Genomic DNA, 17,286 nt, shown 5'->3' on the forward strand with positions numbered 1-17,286 from the left:
GTCAATCTCCTTCATTAGTAGGTCAGGGTTTCGCCGCCAGGAGCCGCCGGCGCTTCTCACGCTTCTCGCGCTGGGCTGAGGGATCGGCGACCGGCGCTGCGAGCAGGAGGCGCTCGGTGTACGGATGCTCGGGCGTCGACGTCACGGTCGCGGCGTCGCCCGTCTCGACGAGGTCGCCGCGGTAGAGCACGGCGACCCGGTGGCTGATGTGCCGCACGACGGCCAGATCGTGCGAAATAAAGAGGTAGGCGACCCCGGTCTCGCGCTGGATGTCGACGAGGAGATCCATAACCAGGGCCTGCGTCGAGAGGTCGAGCGCCGAAACCGGCTCGTCGCAGACGATGAGCTTCGGCCCCGGAGCGAGCGCGCGCGCGATGGCGACGCGCTGGCGCTGCCCTCCGGAAAACTCACGGGGAAGGCGATCGATCGCGTCGGCCGGCAGGCCGACCTGGTCGAGCAGGGACCGTACCCGGGAGCGCGCGTCCCGCCCGGAGGCGCCGTGGATGATGAGGGGTTCAGCAAGGATGTCGCCAATCGTCATCGACGGATTGAGCGAGGTGTACGGGTCCTGGAACACGACCTGGATCTCACTGGCGAGCCCGCGCCGCGCGCGGCCCTGCAGACCGCCGATCTCCTGATTCGCGTACCGGATGGATCCGTCCGACGGGCGAACAAGGCCGAGCACCGCGCGACCGATCGTCGTCTTGCCCGACCCGGATTCACCGACGAGACCGACGGTCTCGCCGTGGCCGACGTCGAGCGAGACCCCGTGCAGGATCTCCACCGGCTTCGCGCGGAAGCCACGTCCGGGATAGCTCACGCGGAGCTCGTCGATCTCGAGAAGACTCATGACGCGCCCTCCTCGGCCGTCGCGGGGGGATCGGTGCGCACGGTGTCCTCGTCGAGGATCGAGCCGAGCAGCATGCGGGTGTAGTCGTGCCGGGGGTCGCCGAAGATGGCCTCGGCGGATCCCTTCTCGACGATCTCGCCGGTCTTCATGACCGCGATGCGATCGCAGATGTCGGCGACGACGCCGAAGTCGTGCGTGACGAGGAGGATGGCCATACCGAGCTCGTCCTGCAGGTCGCGCAGCAGGTCGAGGATCTCGGCCTGCACCGTCACGTCGAGGGCGGTCGTCGGCTCGTCGGCGATGAGCAGCCGGGGTCGGCTTGCGACGGCGCCCGCGATGAGCACGCGCTGCGCCATGCCGCCGGAGATCTCGTGCGGGTACGAGGAGAAGGTGCGCTGGGGATCCGGGATGCCGCACCGATCGAGCAACGCGATGACCCTGCTTTTCGCCTCCTTCCGCGACACGTTCGTCGCGGCCCGCACGCCCTCGACGAGCTGCGCGCCGACGCGGAACGTCGGGTCGAGGTTCGACATCGGCTCCTGCGGGATGTAGGCGATGTCGCTGCCGCGGAGCGCCGACATCTGCCGGTCGTCCAGGCCGAGGAGCTCGCGCCCGTCGAAGCGGATGGACCCGCTCGTGATGACCGCCTCGGGCGGCAACACTCCGAGCGTCGAGAAGGCCGTCTGGGATTTACCCGAGCCGGACTCGCCGACGAGACCCAGCACGTCTCCGGGCTTGAGGGTCAGATCCACGCCGCGGACGACCTCATTGAGCTCGCCGTCGACCCCGGGGTAGGCGATGCCGAGATCGCTGATCGCCAGGATCACGTCCTCCTCCGCGGCCGTGTCAGCCGTCGCCGCCGGTTCGGCGACCACCCGCTGTCCGACTCCGCCCTTCGCGGCCTTCGGCTTGGATCCCTCAAGCGTGTCGCGCAGCGCGTTCCCGAGCAGCACGAACGAGGCGGTGATGACGCCGAGCAGCAGGCTCGGCCACAGGAACTGCGTCGGCGCGATGTAGAGGTTCCGGAAGCCCGAGGAGATCATCGCGCCGAAGCTCGGGATCTCCTTCGACCCGACGCCGAGGAACGCGAGGCCCGACTGCACGTTGATCGCGGTGCCGGCCATGAAGGCAGTCGCGATGATGATCGGGCCGCGGACGATCGAAAGGACGTGCCGCGCGAGGATCCGCACGTTACCCAGACCCGAGACGCGGGCGGCGTCGACGTACAGCTCGTTCTTCACGCCGAGCACAAGATTGCGGACGATGCGGTAGATGCCGGGCGCGAGGAGCACGCCGAAGATCAGCATCGTCCAGCGATAGTCGCCCCCCGTGATCGGCATGAGGATGATGAGCAGCAGCACGCCGGGGAGCGTCATGATCAGCGCGAAGAGCCACTCGGTGATCGACTGCGTCGCCCGGCCGAAGTATCCGCCGACGAGGCCGGCGGCGACGCCGACGATGAGCGCGACGGTCGTGCCGAGGAGGGCCGAGATTCCGGCCGTGTTGATCGAGTGCAGCATCCGGCTGAGGATGTCGCGGCCCGATTCGTCGGCGCCGAGCAGATATCCCGGTGTGCCGACGGGCGCGTTGACCATGCCGAGATCGGCCTCGTTCGGCCCGTGCGGGGCGATCAGCGGCGTGAGCGCACCGAGGATGAAGATTGCCGCGAGGATGGAGAGGGTGATCGCCGCCTGCGGGTCACGCAGGATCTTCTTCCACATCGGTGTGCGCGTCGATGCTGTGCCCTTCGCCGTGACGATCGTCTCGGTGCTGGGCGTCCTGATGGTCTTCGTCGTGTGGTCGTCGGAGCCGCTCATCGGATCCTCGCTTTCGGGTTCAGCCAGCCGTTGGCGATGTCCGTGACGAGGTTCACGATCGTGACGAGAACCACGCCGAATGCGGAGATGCCGAGGATGACGGGGATGTCGCCCTGCAGGGACGCATTGAATGCGTAGCTGCCGAAGCCGGGGAGGGCGAACACGTTCTCGATGATGAGCGCCGCGCCGAACATCTGGATGAACTCGAGCGACATCACCGTCAGGGCGGGGCTCCCCGCGTTGCGGAGGGCGTGCTTCATCACGATCCGGCGGTAGGGGATGCCGCGCGTGCGCAGGGTGCGCACGTAGTCGCGGCGGAGCTCGTCGATCATCCGCCCGCGCACCTGTGCCGACATATTCGCGACCCCTGCCGTCACGAGCACGATCACCGGGATCGTGATGCTGCGCACCCATCCGGCGGGATCGTCGCCGAACGGGACGTAGCCGGTCGCGGGCAGCCACCCGAGCTGCACGCCGAAGATGACCACGAGGCCGATCGCGAGGAGCAGGCCCGGCAGGATGAACCCGAGGATCGCGATGATCTGCGCGAAGCGGTCGACGAAGCCCCCGCGCGACGCGGCCCACACGCCGAGGAGCACCGAGAGGATCGACGTGATCAGCAGCGCCGGCACGATGACCGACAGCGTCACGGCGAGCCGCTGGATCACGGACGCCAGCACCGGCAGCGACGTGAACACCGACTGTCCGAAGTCGCCCCGCACGGCGCCGCCGAGCCAGTCGACGTACTGCACGATCACCGGACGCGTCCAGCCCCGCGCCTCCATAAGGGCCGCCGTCGCCTCGTCCGTCGCTCCCTGTCCGAGGATCGTGCGCGCCACGTCCTCGAACGATGTGCTGAGAAGGAGGTAGACGAGCAGGGTGATGATCAGCGCGAGCACCGCTCCGGCGGCGAGTCGTCTGACGATGTAGAAAGCCATCTCAATGCTCCTGTCGCGCGGCGCGCCGCGTCGGACGCGCCGCGCGTCGGTCAGCCCTCGAAGTCGAAGGCGCGGATCGTCGTCGGGAGGCCGCCGACGGTCGAGTAGGTGATGCCGTCACGACCCGCCCACGTCGATCCGATGTAGGCGATGGGCACCTCGAGCGCTTGCTCGACCGCGTGCTCGTTGACGGCACGGTAGGCGTCGAGTGCGCCGTCGAACTCGACCGTCGAGTTGATCGTCGCGAACTGCTCCTCGAGCACGTCATCGGAGTAGTTCGCCGGGTTGCCGAAACCGCCAAGCGCATAGTGGTAGAAGGCGTCCGCGGGGTCGGAGTTGAATCCAACAATCTGGAACGAGATGCCGTAGTCACCCGATAGGTGCGCGGACTGCGCCTGCTGCGGCGGCACGGACACCCATTCGACCTTCAGCCCCGCGTCCTCGAACGCCTGCGAGATCGCGGGCTCGAAGCTCGTCGAGAGGAAGGTGCTGGGGATTTCGAAGGTCTCGCCGACGTAGCCGGCGTCCTCGACCAGCTCACGCGCGCGCTCCGGGTCATACTCGTAGGCGCCCTCGAGCGCCGGGTCGTACACCTCGCCCTGCGGGTTGAAGACCTGCTCCGTCGCCTGCCCCTGCCCGCCGAGGAGCCCCGTGACGAAGTCGTCGCGGTTCACCGCGAGATTGAGGGCCTGGCGCACGCGCTCGTCGCCGAGAGCTGGCCACGTCTCACCCGCGCGGTCGAGGATGTCCAGCACGACCACGGCCGTGGCCTCGATCTCGCTGAACGTGAACTGGCTCTCGTCGAGCTGCGCGAGCATCTCGGCCCGCACGCCGGCGGCGTCGATCTCGCCCGCCTGCAGCGCATTGAACGCCGCCGTCGGGTCGGGCAGCACGCGCACCGTGAAGGTGTCGACCTCGATCGCGTCGGCGTTCCAGTGATCGTCCCGCTTCTCGAGCACGTACGTCGTACCCGCCACGGTGTTCTCGACATCGAGCGTGTACGGACCGGAGCCGATCGGATCGGTCTCGGTACGTTGATCGTCGAGCGTGTCGGGATGGCCGATCGCCCCTGCGCCGAGAGCGAGGTTGTAGATGAACTGCGGGTCGTGCGCATCGAAGCGCACCTCGACGATGAGGTCGTCGACCGCGACAACCTCGGACACCTTCTCGAACTTCGACTGCACCGCCCCCGGCGTCTTGCGCGTGCGCTCCATCGTGGCGGCGACGGCGGCCGCATCTACCGACGACTCGTCGCTGAAGGTCATGCCCTCGCGGAGCTGGAGCGTGAGCACGGTGCCGTCCTCGTTGTACTCCCAACTCTCGGCGGCGTGCGGGATCAGCTCGCCCGTCTCGCTATCTCGCGCCAGGAGCGTGTCGAGCACGGACGTCCAGACGAACATCTGCTGGCCGTCGACCACCTGCGCGGGATCGAGTGAGTTCGGGCCGGACTGCACGGCGATCGCGAGGTCGCGTTCCGTCTCCCCCGCACCCCCCTCGGCCTCCGGTTCGGCACCGGCGCTGCAGCCCGCGAACACGAGCGCTGAAGTTGCGGCGACGGCCGCGACGGCCGACGCACGCCGGCCCTTCGGTCGGATGGTCCAAGACATGTCATTCCCCTTCGAATGGTTCGGGTACGGGCAGCCGCGGGTTTCACGGGTGATGCGTCTGCTCGATGTGAGAAGTCAATCAGCGGTCGGATTGATTGTCAATCGATTGCCATTACTCTCCGATCCCGTATCCGGATCGTGATCAGCGAGTCGCTCACGGGCGGCCGCGACGAAGCCGCCATCCGCCGCCAGCTCGGGCGACACGCGCGAGATCGCAGCGATCGCGTCGTCTGGCGCGACGCCCTCGACCGCCAGCCAGGCGGCGAACGCCAACGCGCACGCGGCGGCGGAGCGCCCCTCCTCGAGCTCGCGGAGCGCGACAGGCGCGACGCGCACCCCGAGCTTGAGGGGGGTGTCGCGCGCGATCTGCCGCAGCTCGTGGACGATGCGCGGGTTGGCGAACCTCCGCAGCAGGGACGCGCGGTAGTTCGCGATGTCGAGGTCCGGTGAGAGGTTGCGCTCCGCCTCGTCCCACAGGGCGTCGACGGCCTCCCGGCACACCGGATCCGCGATCGCCTCGGCAACGGTCTCGTGTCCGCGCAGCGACCCAAGATTCGCGAGAAGGGTATGCGCGCCGTTCAGGAGCCAGAGCTTCCGTGCCTCCCAGGGCGCGAGATCGTCGACGATTCGCGCTCCCGCCGACTCCCACCGGGGCCTGCCCGCGGGGAACTCTCCGCTGATCACCCAGTCGCGGAAGGGCTCCGCCACGACGGGGACGCGGTCGTCGTACCGACTCGAGAGGGCGGACAGCTCTTCCTCGCCGATGCTCGGCGTGATCCGATCGACGGAGCTCGAGGCGAAGGCGATGTTCTCGGCGATCCATTCCGCGAGACCGTCCGGCAGCTCGCGTGCCCAGCCGATCAGGGTGCCCTCGAGGCGGTGCCCGTTGTCGGGCAGATTGTCGCATGAGAGGAGCGTCAGCGGTCCGGATCCCGCGCGGCGGCGGGCTTCGAGGCCCGCCAGGAGGCGGCCCGGGCCGGTCACCGGCGCACCGGGGCCGCCCGCGAGCGCCGCCATGTCGGCAGCGCGGCGCGGATCGTCGAGGTCGAGGTCGTACGCCGCCTCGGTCATTGTCAGCGTCACGACGGCGGTCTCGGGCGCCGCGATGTCGTCCAACATCGCCTCGACGTCGCCGCCGGCGTGCGCGCGCACGACGCTCTCGATGAGCTCGGCTCGGTCGCCGTCGGCGTCGCGCTCGACGAGGGTATAGACGCCATCCTGCGCGGCGAGCGCGCGCGGAAGTCGGGTGCTCGACCCGGTGTACGCGGCAATTCCCCAGTCGTCGGCATCGTCGGCCGCGTGGGTGTACCAGGCGGTGTGCGACCGGCTGAAGGCGCCGAGCCCGAGGTGGACGATGCGGACGGGCGGCGCGGGTCGGGTGCGGTCGAGGCCGGTCACAGCTTGAACACTCGCTTCGGCTGGGGCCCAACGATGTCGCGGATGATCCGCTCGGCCACGGACTCGGTCATCCGGCCCTCGACGACGTACCGCGCGAGGAAGGCCGCGTCGGAGCGTCGCGCCATGTCGTGTCGTGCGGGGATGGAAAGGAACGCACGGGTGTCATCGATGAACCCGGATCCCCGCGAGAAGCCGGCCGTCTCGGTCACCGCCGACCGGAACCGGCCAACCGCATCGGGTGCGTCGAGGAACCACCAGGGCGCGCCTATGAACACTGACGGATAAAAGCCCGCCAGCGGCGCGATCTCGCGAGAGTACGCGGTCTCGTCGACCGTGAAGAGGACGAGGTGGAAGTCCTTCGCGAGCCCGAACCTCTCGAGCAGCGGCCGCAGGTTGCGCACGTAGTCGGTGGGGACGGGGATGTCGTGGCCGGAGTCCGGCCCGTGCGAATCGAACGTCGCGGTGCTGTGGTTGCGCAGCACGCCCGCATGGAGGGTCATCACGAGCCCGTCATCCACGCTCATGCGCGCCATCTGCAGCAGCATGTGCCCGCGGAAGGCGCGCCGTTCGGAGGCCGAGGCCCTTCCGTTGCGCACGGTCTGGAACAGCCGCTCGGCGTCCCCCTCGTCGAGGTCCACCGTGTACGGATCCTCGACCCCGTGATCGGCCGACACCGCACCGTGGGCGATGAAATGCGCGCGACGCTGCTCGAGGGCCGACAGGTATCCGCGGAAGGTCGCGGGTGACGCGGTTGCCGCCAGGAGGCGCTCGACGCGCTCGGCGAACCCGCGCGCGTCGGGATCGAGATAGGCGTCCGGCCGGAACGTCGGGGCCACACGTCCCGGCAGTCGGCCGGCGATCTCGTCGTGCCACGCGAGGTCGTCGAGCGGGTCGTCGGTCGTCGCGAGGAACTCGATCCCGAACCGCTCGAAGAGGGCGCGCGGACGGAAGTCCGGCTCGGCGATTCGGCGGGCGATCGCGTCGTAGATCCGATCGGCGGTCGCGGCCGACAGCTCCTCATCGATGCCGAAAACTCCGGCGAGCTCCTCGTCGAGCCAGTAGCCCGACGCCGTCCCGGCGAAGAGGCTCCAGTTCTCGGCGAGTCGCCGCCACGCGGCGCGCGGCTCGACCTCGGCGCCCCCGACGCCCAGCGCCGCGAGATCGACGCCCGCCGCGTGCAGGAGTCGGGTCACGTAGTGGTCGTGCGAGACGAGCAGCGATGTGGGGTCGGAGAAGGGCGCGTCGTCGGCGAGCCAGTCGACGGGCACGTGTCCGTGCGGCGAAATGATCGGCGCGTCGGCGACTGCGCCGTAGAGAGCGCGTGCGATGCCCCGGGCCCGCGGATCTGCGGGGAGGAGGCGATCGGGGTCACGTCGTCGTGGTGCGAACATGCGTTCCAGTCTGCGTGACCTGATTCGGATTGTCAATCGATTGCCAGAATGGATTCCTCGGCGTAGAACACACCCGCTTCGACACGGCGCTCCGTACCTCCGGGCAGAACGATCCACGCCGTCGCCCCGGGTGGGACCTCGCCGCGCACGCGGAGCACGCCGCCCTCGATGCACCACGCGGCCTCGACGCGTCCGAGCGGCGTCTCGTGCGCGGCGTGCGCCGTCGAGAGGCCTCCTCCTGGCGTCGGCGCGATGACGATCTCGCGCCACCCGGCGGAACCCGGCGCCTGGCGGATTCCGACGACATGGGTGTGGAGGAAGAGGGCGACATTGCCCTTGCTGTAGTGGTTCAGGGACTCGTGCGCGACGCCGTGCTCGTCGATACCCTCCCAGTCCTCCCACACGGTCGTCGCGCCGCGATCTATCATGGCGAGCCACGAGGGCGCGGACCGCTGCAAGAGCACGTCGAAGGCAACGTCGGCCCGACCGGCCTCGGCGAGCACGGGCAGGAGGTCGCCCGTCGAGAGGAAGCCGGTCGCGAGGTGGTTGCCCGCCGCGCGGATGAGCGCGACGAGGCGATCAACCGCCGCCGTCCGCAGCTCGTCGGGCATCAGCCCGAAGGCGAGGGCGCGCACGTATGCGGCCTGCGTGTCCGTCGCCGTCCGCCCGCCCGCACCGAGATAGGCCAATCGCCAGGCGTCACGGATGCGATCCGCCAGAGCGGCGTACCGCTCGCCGTCTCGCGACCGTCCCAGGATCCGCGCAATGCGGGCGAGGGTGCCGACAGAGCGGAAGAGGTACGCGGTGCCCACCTCGCCCTTGTCGGACATGAACCACCCCCGCGGGTCGTCCTTCACCGGGTCGACGGTGCAGCCCTGCGCGTCGCGGACGCGCGGCTCGAGCCACTCGCCCCAGTGGAACGTCCCGTCCCAGAGGAAGCGCTCGAACGGCTCCGGCTCGGGGGAACGCGCCTCGCGCTCGTGGTGACGGCGGGTCGCGGCCATCTCGAGCGCCCACTCGACCCAGCGGACCATGGCTTCCCAGTTCTCGTCGAGCACGCGTGCGTCGCCGTACTCCGTGTACAGCTCCCACGGCACGGCGACGATCGCGTCGCCCCAGCCTGCGGATCCAGTCATCTGCGCGAACTGCGCGTCGGGATTCCTTCGGATCCGGCGCCCGTCCGGCGAGAAGTTGGCGATCCGGCCGTCATCCAGCTGGTCGTCCCGCACGGACGCGAGCCACTTCCGACTGAAGCCGAGCACATCGAACAGCCGCGTCGCCGTCGAAACGAAGCACTGGTAGTCGCCCGTCCAAGCGAGCCGCTCGCGCGTCGGACAGTCCGTCGGCACGTCGACGGCGTTGCCGCGGAAGCTCCACGCCGCGATGTCGTGCAGGCGCTCCAGGTCGGCGTCGCCGCAGGCGAACTCCCCCGTCTCGCGCATGTCCGTCTGGACGATCCGCATCTCGGTCGATGACGGATCGAACGGCGCCCCGGAGCGCGTGACGCGCGCGTACCGGAAACCGTGGACGGTGTGCCGTGGCTCGAAGACGTCCGCGCCTCCCCCGGCGATGACCTCGTCGCGCTGGACGAACGCCCGCGGCTGCTCGCCCGGCCGCTCCGCGTCGAGGTGGACGGTCGTCAGGTCGCCGTCCGGCCCGACGTGCTCGCCGTACTCGATGACTGTGCGCGCACCGCGGGGACCGAGGTCGCGCATCCGAATCCATCCGGACGCGTTCTGCCCGAAGTCGAGGATCCACTTCCCTGAGCGGGGACGCAGCACCCGGACCGGATCGAGCGCCTCCACGACACGCACGGGCGGCGCCGGCGACCAGCTGATAGGCGGCGCCACGACGACGCCGACCCTCACCGGGCGCGGGGGTCCGGCCGTCGCCGTGAGGTCGGTCGTTTGGCCGTCCATGAGGTCGGCCCGCACGACCGGCGACCGCGACGACGTCCACGACGCATCGGTCGGGACGACGACCGTGCGACCGTCGACAAGATCGACGTGCAGCTCCGCGCGGACGGCCGTCGTGTCTCCCCATTGGGCGGGCTCGCGGAATGCCCCCACCTGTCCGCGATGCCAACCGTCAGACAGCTCCATCTCGTGGCGGTTCTCGCCGGCGCGCACCAGATCCGTCACGTCGTAGGCCTGTGCGTGCAAGGTTCGGTGGTAGGAGGTCGAACCCGGCGCGAGCTCCGTCGTACCGACGCGATGGCCGTTGATCGTTGCCACGTAGACGCCGAGCGCGGTCGCGTACAGCCGCGCGGAGCGCGCCGCCGCGGGCAGTTCGACGTTCGCCGCCAACAGGAATGCGGGACGGGCGCCGTAGCCGGGGTCGTCATCCTCGACGGGCGAGATCCATTCGGCACGCCAATCGGGGTCGAACAGCCCAGCCTCGAACTCGGCCATCGATGACCACGTCGCCCCCGGGTCCGTGTCCCGAACCCTCCACGACACGCGCTCGCGCCCCGAGAGCGGCGGCCACGGCCACGTCAGCGAGGTTCCGCTCGTCGTCGCGTGACGCGGACGGTCGCCGTCGATGCTCACCTCCACCTCGCACTCAGTCGCGGCGATGCGGGAGGGCTTCCACGTCATCGTCGGAGACGGTCCGCTGACGGGGAACGAATCGCCCCCAGCGTCGATGCGGAGATCATGCGGCGCGTCCATCGGATTCCTCTCTCGTGTGCTCGGGATTCGACAACCGGTGGCAATGTGTCACGATGGTTGCCATGCGGACGACGACTGTGGGCGAAGATGACTGATCAGCGGCGCAACGGCGCGAACGGCAATCGAAGGCCATCGGCGACCATCTACGACATCGCCCGCGCGCTCGATCTCAGCCCGTCCACGGTCTCGCGTGCTCTCAACAAGCCCGGGCGCATCAGCGCGAAGACCGAGAAGCGAATCCGCGAGACGGCGGCCGAGCTGGGCTACCGCAGCAACCCCATGGCGCGTGCGCTTCCGACCGGGCGCACGCGGATGATCGGCCTCGTCGTCTCCGATGTGACGAACCCCGTATTCTTCCGCCTCGTGCGCGGCGCGGAACAAGTCTGCGGCGAGCTCGGCTACACGCTCGTGTTCGCGGAGTCGCAGGAGTCCGGAGAGATCGAGTCGGGCACGCTCGACCGACTCCTGCCCGCCGTCGACGGGGTCGTGCTCGCCGCCGCGCGCCTCGACGACGAGCAGATCGCATCGATCGCCGCCGGCAAGGACGTCGTCCTCGTCAATCGCCGCGTCGGCGACCTCACGGCCGTCGTCCCTGACATCGACTCGGGCGTCACTCAGGCGATCGATCACCTCGCGAGCCTCGGGCATCGATCGGTCGCATACGTCGCGGGGCCATCCTCGTCGTGGATGTCGCGCGAGCGCGGCGAGCGACTCTTCGACCAGGCCGTCTCGCGCGGGATGACCTTCGTCGAGATCGGACCGAACCAGCCGAGCGTCGAGGGTGGCGAGGCGGCCCTCCGCCGCGTCCGCGCCTCCGGCGCCACGGCCGTGCTCGCGTACAACGACCTCATGGCGATCGGCCTGCTGCGCGCGTGCCGCCGCGACGGGGTCGACGTGCCCCGCGACCTGAGCGTCGTTGGCTTCGACGACATCTTCGGAGCCGACCTCACGACGCCATCCGTCACGACGGTACGCAGCCCCCTCGACCGCGCGGGCGCCGCCGCCGTCCGGGAGCTGGTCTCGACGCTCGAATCGCGCGACCAGGAGGCGACGGATCCCCTCGTCACGGAGCTCGTTGTCCGAGAGTCCACCGCCGCGCCCGCCTGACCCGCGGGGCGGAGGGCTGATCTGAGGCACGTGTCGAACTCCCGTGGTCGTTTCGCCGGCCGTCCGGCTCCGCCCATTGAATCCGGCCGAGTTCCAACCGTCAACCGGTTGCATCAATGCGACCCCGTTGAACACCTCGGGTCGCCACAAGATCGCGCGGATAGGGCAACCTGAGGCATTCGAAGCGCCGGAGAGGCGATACTGTGGCGAGGATGGATCCGAAGCGCTCTGCCACCGAGATCTCCGTCGTCGGGGCGCGCGAACACAACCTCGACGGCATCTACGTCTCGATTCCCCACGGCCACCTCGTCGCGATCTGCGGCGTCTCCGGATCCGGCAAGTCGTCGCTCGCGTTCGACACGATCTACGCCGAGGCGCAGCGCCGCTATCTCGAATCGGTATCGCCGTTCACGCGCCACCTGCTCGGATCCATCGCCACACCGCAGGTCGACCGGATCACGGGCCTGCCGGCCGCGATCGCCGTCAAGCAGCTCGTCTCGACCCCGCCTGACAGTTCAAGCGTCGGCACGCTGTCGCAGGTGTCCGATCTGCTGCGCGTGCTGTTCTCGCGCATGGGTGAGTACCCCGCAGGGCAGGAGCGCCTGCTCGCGTCGGCCTTCTCGCCCAACACCGTCGAGGGCGCGTGCCCCAGCTGTGCCGCGACGGGCCGGATCCACGAGATCGATCTGCGCGTCGCCGTGGCCGACGACGCCCTCACGATCCGCGACGGCGCGATCGCGGCGTGGCCCGGCGGCTGGCTGGGCCGCAACTTCACGCACATCACCGAGACGCTGGGCATCGATGTCGACGTGCCGTGGCGCGAGCTTCCCGCCGACACCCGCGAATGGTTGCTCACGACCGACGAGACGCCCGAGGTGACGGTCGACCCCGACACGCTGCGCGAGCGGATCCCCCGCGGGTACAAGGGAAAGTTCCGCAGCGCCCGCCGCTACCTGCTCGACACGCTCGTCACCACGAACAGCGCCACGGTGCGCGAGCGGACCGAGAGCTTCCTCACCGACGAGCCGTGCCCCGAGTGCGGCGGATCCCGCATCGCCCGCGCGGCGCTCGACGTGCGGATCGGCGGCGAGAACATCGCCCAGGCGCAGGCGCGCAGCCTCTCCGATCTCGCGCGCTTCCTGCGTGACGCCCTGACGCAGCGGGGAGGCGAGGATCCGGGATCCGCCGCCGACGAGGCCGCGCACGTCCTGCTCGACGAGCTCGACAAGCGCACCTCGGTCATCGACGCCCTCGGCGTCGGATATCTCGCCCCGCGCCGATCCGCGGCGACACTGTCCCCCGGTGAGCTGCAGCGCCTGCGCCTCGCCGCCCACCTGCACAGCGGCCTGCACGGCATGGTCTACGTTTTCGACGAGCTCTCGACCGGTCTGCACCCCGACGACACCGATCACCTGTTCGAGTTCATCGTGCAGCTGCGCGACGCGGGCAACACCGTGGTCCTCGTCGAGCACGACATGGAGCTCGTGCGCCGGTGCGACTGGGTCATCGAGCTCGGGCCCGGAGGCGGGGCCGACGGCGGCCAGGTCATGTACGTCGGCCCCGTCGACGCCGCCCTCTCGGGCGACGGATCCACGGGGGCGCGGCTGCGCAACGAGCCCAGCGGATCCCCGTGGCGGGAGCCGCGCGCGTTCGATGCGTGGGCGCGCTGCGCCGGCCTGACCGCGAACACGCTCGATGACGTGACGGCCGCGTTCCCCGTGGGCGCCCTGACGACCGTGACGGGCGTCTCGGGGTCCGGAAAGAGCTCGCTGCTGCGATCGGTCGCCTCGCTCGTGCGCGGATCCGGCGCGTCCACCCTGCTCGACGACGACGCGCCGCACGCCCTCGCGAGCGGAGACGAACGAGAGGGCCTCGCGCATGCCGCGACGAGCGGCCTCGACGCGTTCGCGCGCGTCGTGAGCTTCGATCAGAGCATGATCGGGCGGTCGCCACGATCCGTGATCGGCACGTATCTCGGCATCTTCGATCGCGTCCGCGCCCTCTTCGCGAAGACGCCCGAGGCTCGCGAGCGCGGATACACCGCATCGCGGTTCTCGTTCAACACCGCCGCGGGGCGCTGCCCGCGATGCGAGGGCCTCGGCGTCATCACGATCGACCTCGTGCACCTGCCCGCCTCGCACGGCACGTGCCCCGAATGCGACGGCCGCCGCTTCACCGCCGACACCCTCGAGATCACGGTCGACGGGCTGACGATCGCCGATGTGCTCGATCTGTCGATCGACGCCGCCGCCGAGAGGTTCGCCGAGCCTCTCCGGGCCGCCGGCCACTTCGAGGCGCTGCAGCGAGTCGGCCTCGGCGGCCTGCTGCTGGGTCAGTCGTCGTCCACGCTCTCGGGCGGCGAGGCCCAGCGGCTCCGGCTCGCCGCCGCCCTCAAGGCGCGGAAGCGACACGAACGTTCGCTCTTCGTGCTCGACGAGCCCGCGAACGGCCTCCACCCGACCGATGCCCGCGTTCTCGGCGCCCTCTTCCGGCAGATCGTCGACGAGGGCGACACGATCCTCATGGCCGACCACAACATGGAGCTCGCCGCGGCGTCCGACTGGCTCATCGACCTCGGCCCGGGCGCAGGACCCGACGGAGGCCGCATCGTGGCGGAAGGGCGCCCGCGTGACGTTGCCGCCGCAGGCGAGGGCGCGACGGCCCGCGTGCTCGCGGAGCGGTTCGAGGCGGATCCCACCCCGACCGCATGACCGATACCGACCGCTCCATCCGAGGGAGCGGTCGGTCCGGGGACAGGAACGGGCCCCTCAGCCGAGCATGGCCCGGTCGTCGAAGCTCGCGCCCTTGATCTTCCCGAACTCTGCCAGGAGCGCCTCGACTGAAAGCTTCTTCTTCGTCTCGGCATCGGCGGAGAACACGATCCGCCCCTCGTGCATCATGATGAGCCGGTTGCCGAGCGCGAGCGCCTGCTCCATGTTGTGCGTGACCATGAGCGTCGTGAGACCGCCCTGCTCGACGATGCGGCCCGTGAGCGAGGTCACGAGCGCCGCGCGTTGCGGATCCAGCGCCGCCGTGTGCTCGTCGAGGAGCAGGATCCGCGGATGCGTGAAGCCCGCCATGAGCAGCGACAGCGCCTGCCGCTGACCACCCGAGAGCAGCCCGACCTTCGCCTTCAGCCGGTTCTCGAGCCCGAGCTCGAGCGACTTCAGTTCCTCGACGAAACGCTCGCGGCGGGCCTTCGTCACGCCGCGCCGCAGCCCGCGCGGCTTGCCGCGCAGCAGCGCGAGCGAGAGGTTCTGCTCGATCGTGAGATCGGGCGCGGTGCCGGCCATCGGATCCTGGAAGACGCGCCCCACGAACCGCGCGCGGCGGTGCTCCTTCAGCTTGTTGACGGTCGTGCCGTCAATGTCGACGCGGCCCGCGTCCACCGGGATCCGGCCCGCGACCGCGTTGAGCAGCGTCGACTTCCCGGCGCCGTTCGAACCGATCACCGTCACGAAGTCGCCCTCGTCGAGGCGCAGATCCACGCCGGTGAGCGCTCGGCGCTCGTTCACGGATCCGGGGAAGAACGTCTTGCTGACGCCATCGATCGTGAGCATCGTCACGTTCCCTTCGTCTCGGCCGCCGCGCGGGCGGGCGCCCGCCCTCCCCGAAGATCGCGCCACGACGGGGTCCGTTTCAGCACACCCCAGCGCGGCAGCAGCAGCGCGACGACGACGAGCGCCGCCGTGATCGCCTTCATATCGTTCGGGTTCAGCCCCACCTGCAGGGCCGCGAAGATGATCACCCGGTAGATGACCGCGCCGACGACGACGGCGAGGCTCGCGAGGAAGATGAATCGCTGGCCGAGCACCGCCTGACCGAGGATGACCGACGCGAGCCCGACGAGGATCAGGCCGATGCCCATGCTGATGTCGGCGAATCCCTGGTACTGCGCGACGAGCGCGCCGCACAGGCCGACGAAACCATTCGACAGCGCGAGCGTGAGGATCGTCGTGCGATCGGTATCGGCGCCGAGGCTGCCGATCATCTGCTTGTTGTTGCCCGTCGCCTGGATCGCGAGGCCCAGATCGGTCGAGAGGAACCAATCGACGAGGAGCTTGAGCACGAAGACGCCCGCGAGGAACACGAGCACGCCGATCCAGGTGCGACCGAGCAGCTGCGCGTCGCGCAGCGGGGTCATGAGCGTCTCCTCGCGCAGCAGGGGCACGTTCGCACCGCCCATGATGCGCAGATTCACCGACCAGAGGGCGATCATCGTGAGGATGCCCGCGAGCAGCCCGTCGATCTTCCCCTTCGTGTGCAGGAGTCCCGTCACGATTCCGGCGATGAGCCCCGCGCCACCGCCCGCGAGGGTCGCCAGCACCGGGTTCTGGCCGGCCGTGATCATCGCGGCGGCGACCGCTGCGCCCGTCGTGAAGCTGCCGTCGACCGTGAGATCGGGGAACTTCAGCACGCGGAAGGTCAGGTAGACGCCCAGCGCCATGACCCCGTAGAGGAGGCCCAGCTCGATCGCGCCGATCATGCGCCGCTACTCGATGACGCGGTCGGCGCGATCCGTCACCGACGCAGGAAGCTCCACGCCCATGCGATCGGCCGCCGCCGGGTTGATGATGAGTTCGACGTCGTTCGACGTCTCGACCGGCATCTCTGCGGGGTCCGCACCATCCTGCAGAATCGCCGCCGCCATCTCGCCGGTCTGGTAACCGAGCTTGCCGTAGTCGATGCCGACCGTCGCGATCGCACCGTTCTCGACGGGACCGGCGTCGCCGGTGACGACGGGGATCCCGTTCTGCTCGGCGACCTGGATCAGGGCCGCGATCCCCGAGACGACGGTGTTGTCGGTCGGCACGTAGATCGCGTCGACGTCGCCCAGCGACTGGGTCGCCTGCTGCACCTCGGCCGAGTTCGAGACCGTGGCCTCCTCGATCGTGAGGCCGAGCTCGGCCGCGGCCTCCTTCGCCAGATCGACCTGCACCTCGGAGTTGACCTCGCCCGAGCTGTAGACGATGCCGACCGACTCGGCGTCGGGCGCGATCTCGGCGAGCAGAGCCAGCTGATCCGCGACGGGGTTGAGGTCGCTCGTACCCGTCACATTCGCGCCGGGCGCGTCGTTCGAGTCGACGAGCCCCGCCGCCTCGGCATCGGTGACGGCGGTGAACAGGACGGGGGTGTCGACGATTGCCTGGGCCGCGGCCTGCGCGGCGGGCGTCGCGACCGTGAGCACGAGGTCGAGGTCTTCGTTCGAGAACGTCGTCGCGATCGTGTTCGTGTTGGGCACCTCGCCCTGTGCGTTCTGGTCGTCGTACTCGGCCTCGATGCCTGCGTCGGCGAGCGCCTCCTTGAAGCCCTCGGTCGCCGCGTCGAGCGCGGGGTGCTGCACGAACTGAAGCACGCCGATCTGCACGGTGTCGGCGGCGGCGCCGTCGGATCCTCCGCCCTCGGATCCGCCGTCATCGGAGGCCGAGCAGGCAGAGACGGCGAACAGCGCGGCGGCGGCAAGACCAGCGGCGGCGAGACGGCGGAAACGGGGCTGTGACATGAGACG

General features: G+C 69.7%; 12 protein-coding genes. 2 read left to right on the plus strand and 10 right to left on the minus strand.

What is annotated here, in order from left to right; all coding sequences use genetic code 11:
* Window positions 1-22: 22 nt before the first annotated feature.
* The 7 genes from C0012_RS11770 to C0012_RS11800 all read right to left on the minus strand — a co-directional run bounded on the left by C0012_RS11770 (window position 23) and on the right by C0012_RS11800 (window position 10,670).
* A complete protein-coding gene (locus C0012_RS11770) occupies window positions 23-850 on the minus strand; it encodes an ATP-binding cassette domain-containing protein (RefSeq protein WP_110587984.1) in 828 nt (275 codons plus the stop codon).
* Window positions 847-2,667, minus strand: a complete 1,821-nt coding sequence (locus C0012_RS11775; protein ID WP_232527908.1) for a dipeptide/oligopeptide/nickel ABC transporter permease/ATP-binding protein — start codon at window positions 2,665-2,667, stop codon at window positions 847-849. The genes C0012_RS11770 and C0012_RS11775 overlap by 4 nt, the downstream gene beginning before the upstream one ends.
* Window positions 2,664-3,605 (minus strand): ABC transporter permease, encoded by a 942-nt coding sequence (locus C0012_RS11780; RefSeq protein ID WP_110587983.1) that lies wholly within the window; start codon window positions 3,603-3,605, stop codon window positions 2,664-2,666. Before C0012_RS11780 ends, C0012_RS11775 begins: the two co-directional genes overlap by 4 nt.
* Before the next feature lie 50 nt (window positions 3,606-3,655).
* Window positions 3,656-5,212, minus strand: a complete 1,557-nt coding sequence (locus tag C0012_RS11785; protein ID WP_110587982.1) for an ABC transporter substrate-binding protein — start codon at window positions 5,210-5,212, stop codon at window positions 3,656-3,658.
* A gap of 75 nt (window positions 5,213-5,287) precedes the next feature.
* Window positions 5,288-6,610: a mannitol dehydrogenase family protein gene (locus C0012_RS11790; protein ID WP_110587981.1), complete on the minus strand. Its 1,323-nt coding sequence runs from the start codon at window positions 6,608-6,610 to the stop codon at window positions 5,288-5,290.
* Complete coding sequence (gene uxaC, locus C0012_RS11795) at window positions 6,607-8,001, minus strand: glucuronate isomerase (protein WP_110587980.1); 1,395 nt, start codon at window positions 7,999-8,001, stop codon at window positions 6,607-6,609. The genes C0012_RS11790 and uxaC overlap by 4 nt, the downstream gene beginning before the upstream one ends.
* A gap of 32 nt (window positions 8,002-8,033) precedes the next feature.
* Window positions 8,034-10,670 (minus strand): family 78 glycoside hydrolase catalytic domain, encoded by a 2,637-nt coding sequence (locus C0012_RS11800; protein WP_110587979.1) that lies wholly within the window; start codon window positions 10,668-10,670, stop codon window positions 8,034-8,036.
* 87 nt (window positions 10,671-10,757) lie between these two features.
* On the opposite strand from C0012_RS11800, the gene C0012_RS11805 reads away from it, so the two are divergent.
* Both C0012_RS11805 and C0012_RS11810 read left to right on the plus strand, forming a co-directional pair.
* Window positions 10,758-11,777 (plus strand): LacI family DNA-binding transcriptional regulator, encoded by a 1,020-nt coding sequence (locus C0012_RS11805; RefSeq protein ID WP_162621754.1) that lies wholly within the window; start codon window positions 10,758-10,760, stop codon window positions 11,775-11,777.
* Window positions 11,778-11,989: 212 nt separating this feature from the next.
* On the plus strand, window positions 11,990-14,488 hold the full coding sequence (locus tag C0012_RS11810) for an AAA family ATPase (RefSeq protein ID WP_110587978.1): 2,499 nt from the start codon (window positions 11,990-11,992) through the stop codon (window positions 14,486-14,488).
* A gap of 57 nt (window positions 14,489-14,545) precedes the next feature.
* On the opposite strand, the gene C0012_RS11815 is transcribed toward C0012_RS11810, so the two are convergent.
* The 3 genes from C0012_RS11815 to C0012_RS11825 are packed head-to-tail and all read right to left on the minus strand — an operon-like array spanning window position 14,546 to window position 17,280.
* On the minus strand, window positions 14,546-15,337 hold the full coding sequence (locus tag C0012_RS11815; RefSeq protein ID WP_110588159.1) for an ABC transporter ATP-binding protein: 792 nt from the start codon (window positions 15,335-15,337) through the stop codon (window positions 14,546-14,548).
* 2 nt (window positions 15,338-15,339) lie between these two features.
* On the minus strand, window positions 15,340-16,263 hold the full coding sequence (locus tag C0012_RS11820; protein WP_110587977.1) for an ABC transporter permease: 924 nt from the start codon (window positions 16,261-16,263) through the stop codon (window positions 15,340-15,342).
* A gap of 6 nt (window positions 16,264-16,269) precedes the next feature.
* Complete coding sequence (locus C0012_RS11825) at window positions 16,270-17,280, minus strand: ABC transporter substrate-binding protein (protein WP_110587976.1); 1,011 nt, start codon at window positions 17,278-17,280, stop codon at window positions 16,270-16,272.
* Between the last annotated feature and the right edge of the window lie 6 nt (window positions 17,281-17,286).

This window comes from Microbacterium suaedae, from assembly GCF_003254645.1.
GTDB lineage: Bacteria > Actinomycetota > Actinomycetes > Actinomycetales > Microbacteriaceae > Microbacterium > Microbacterium suaedae.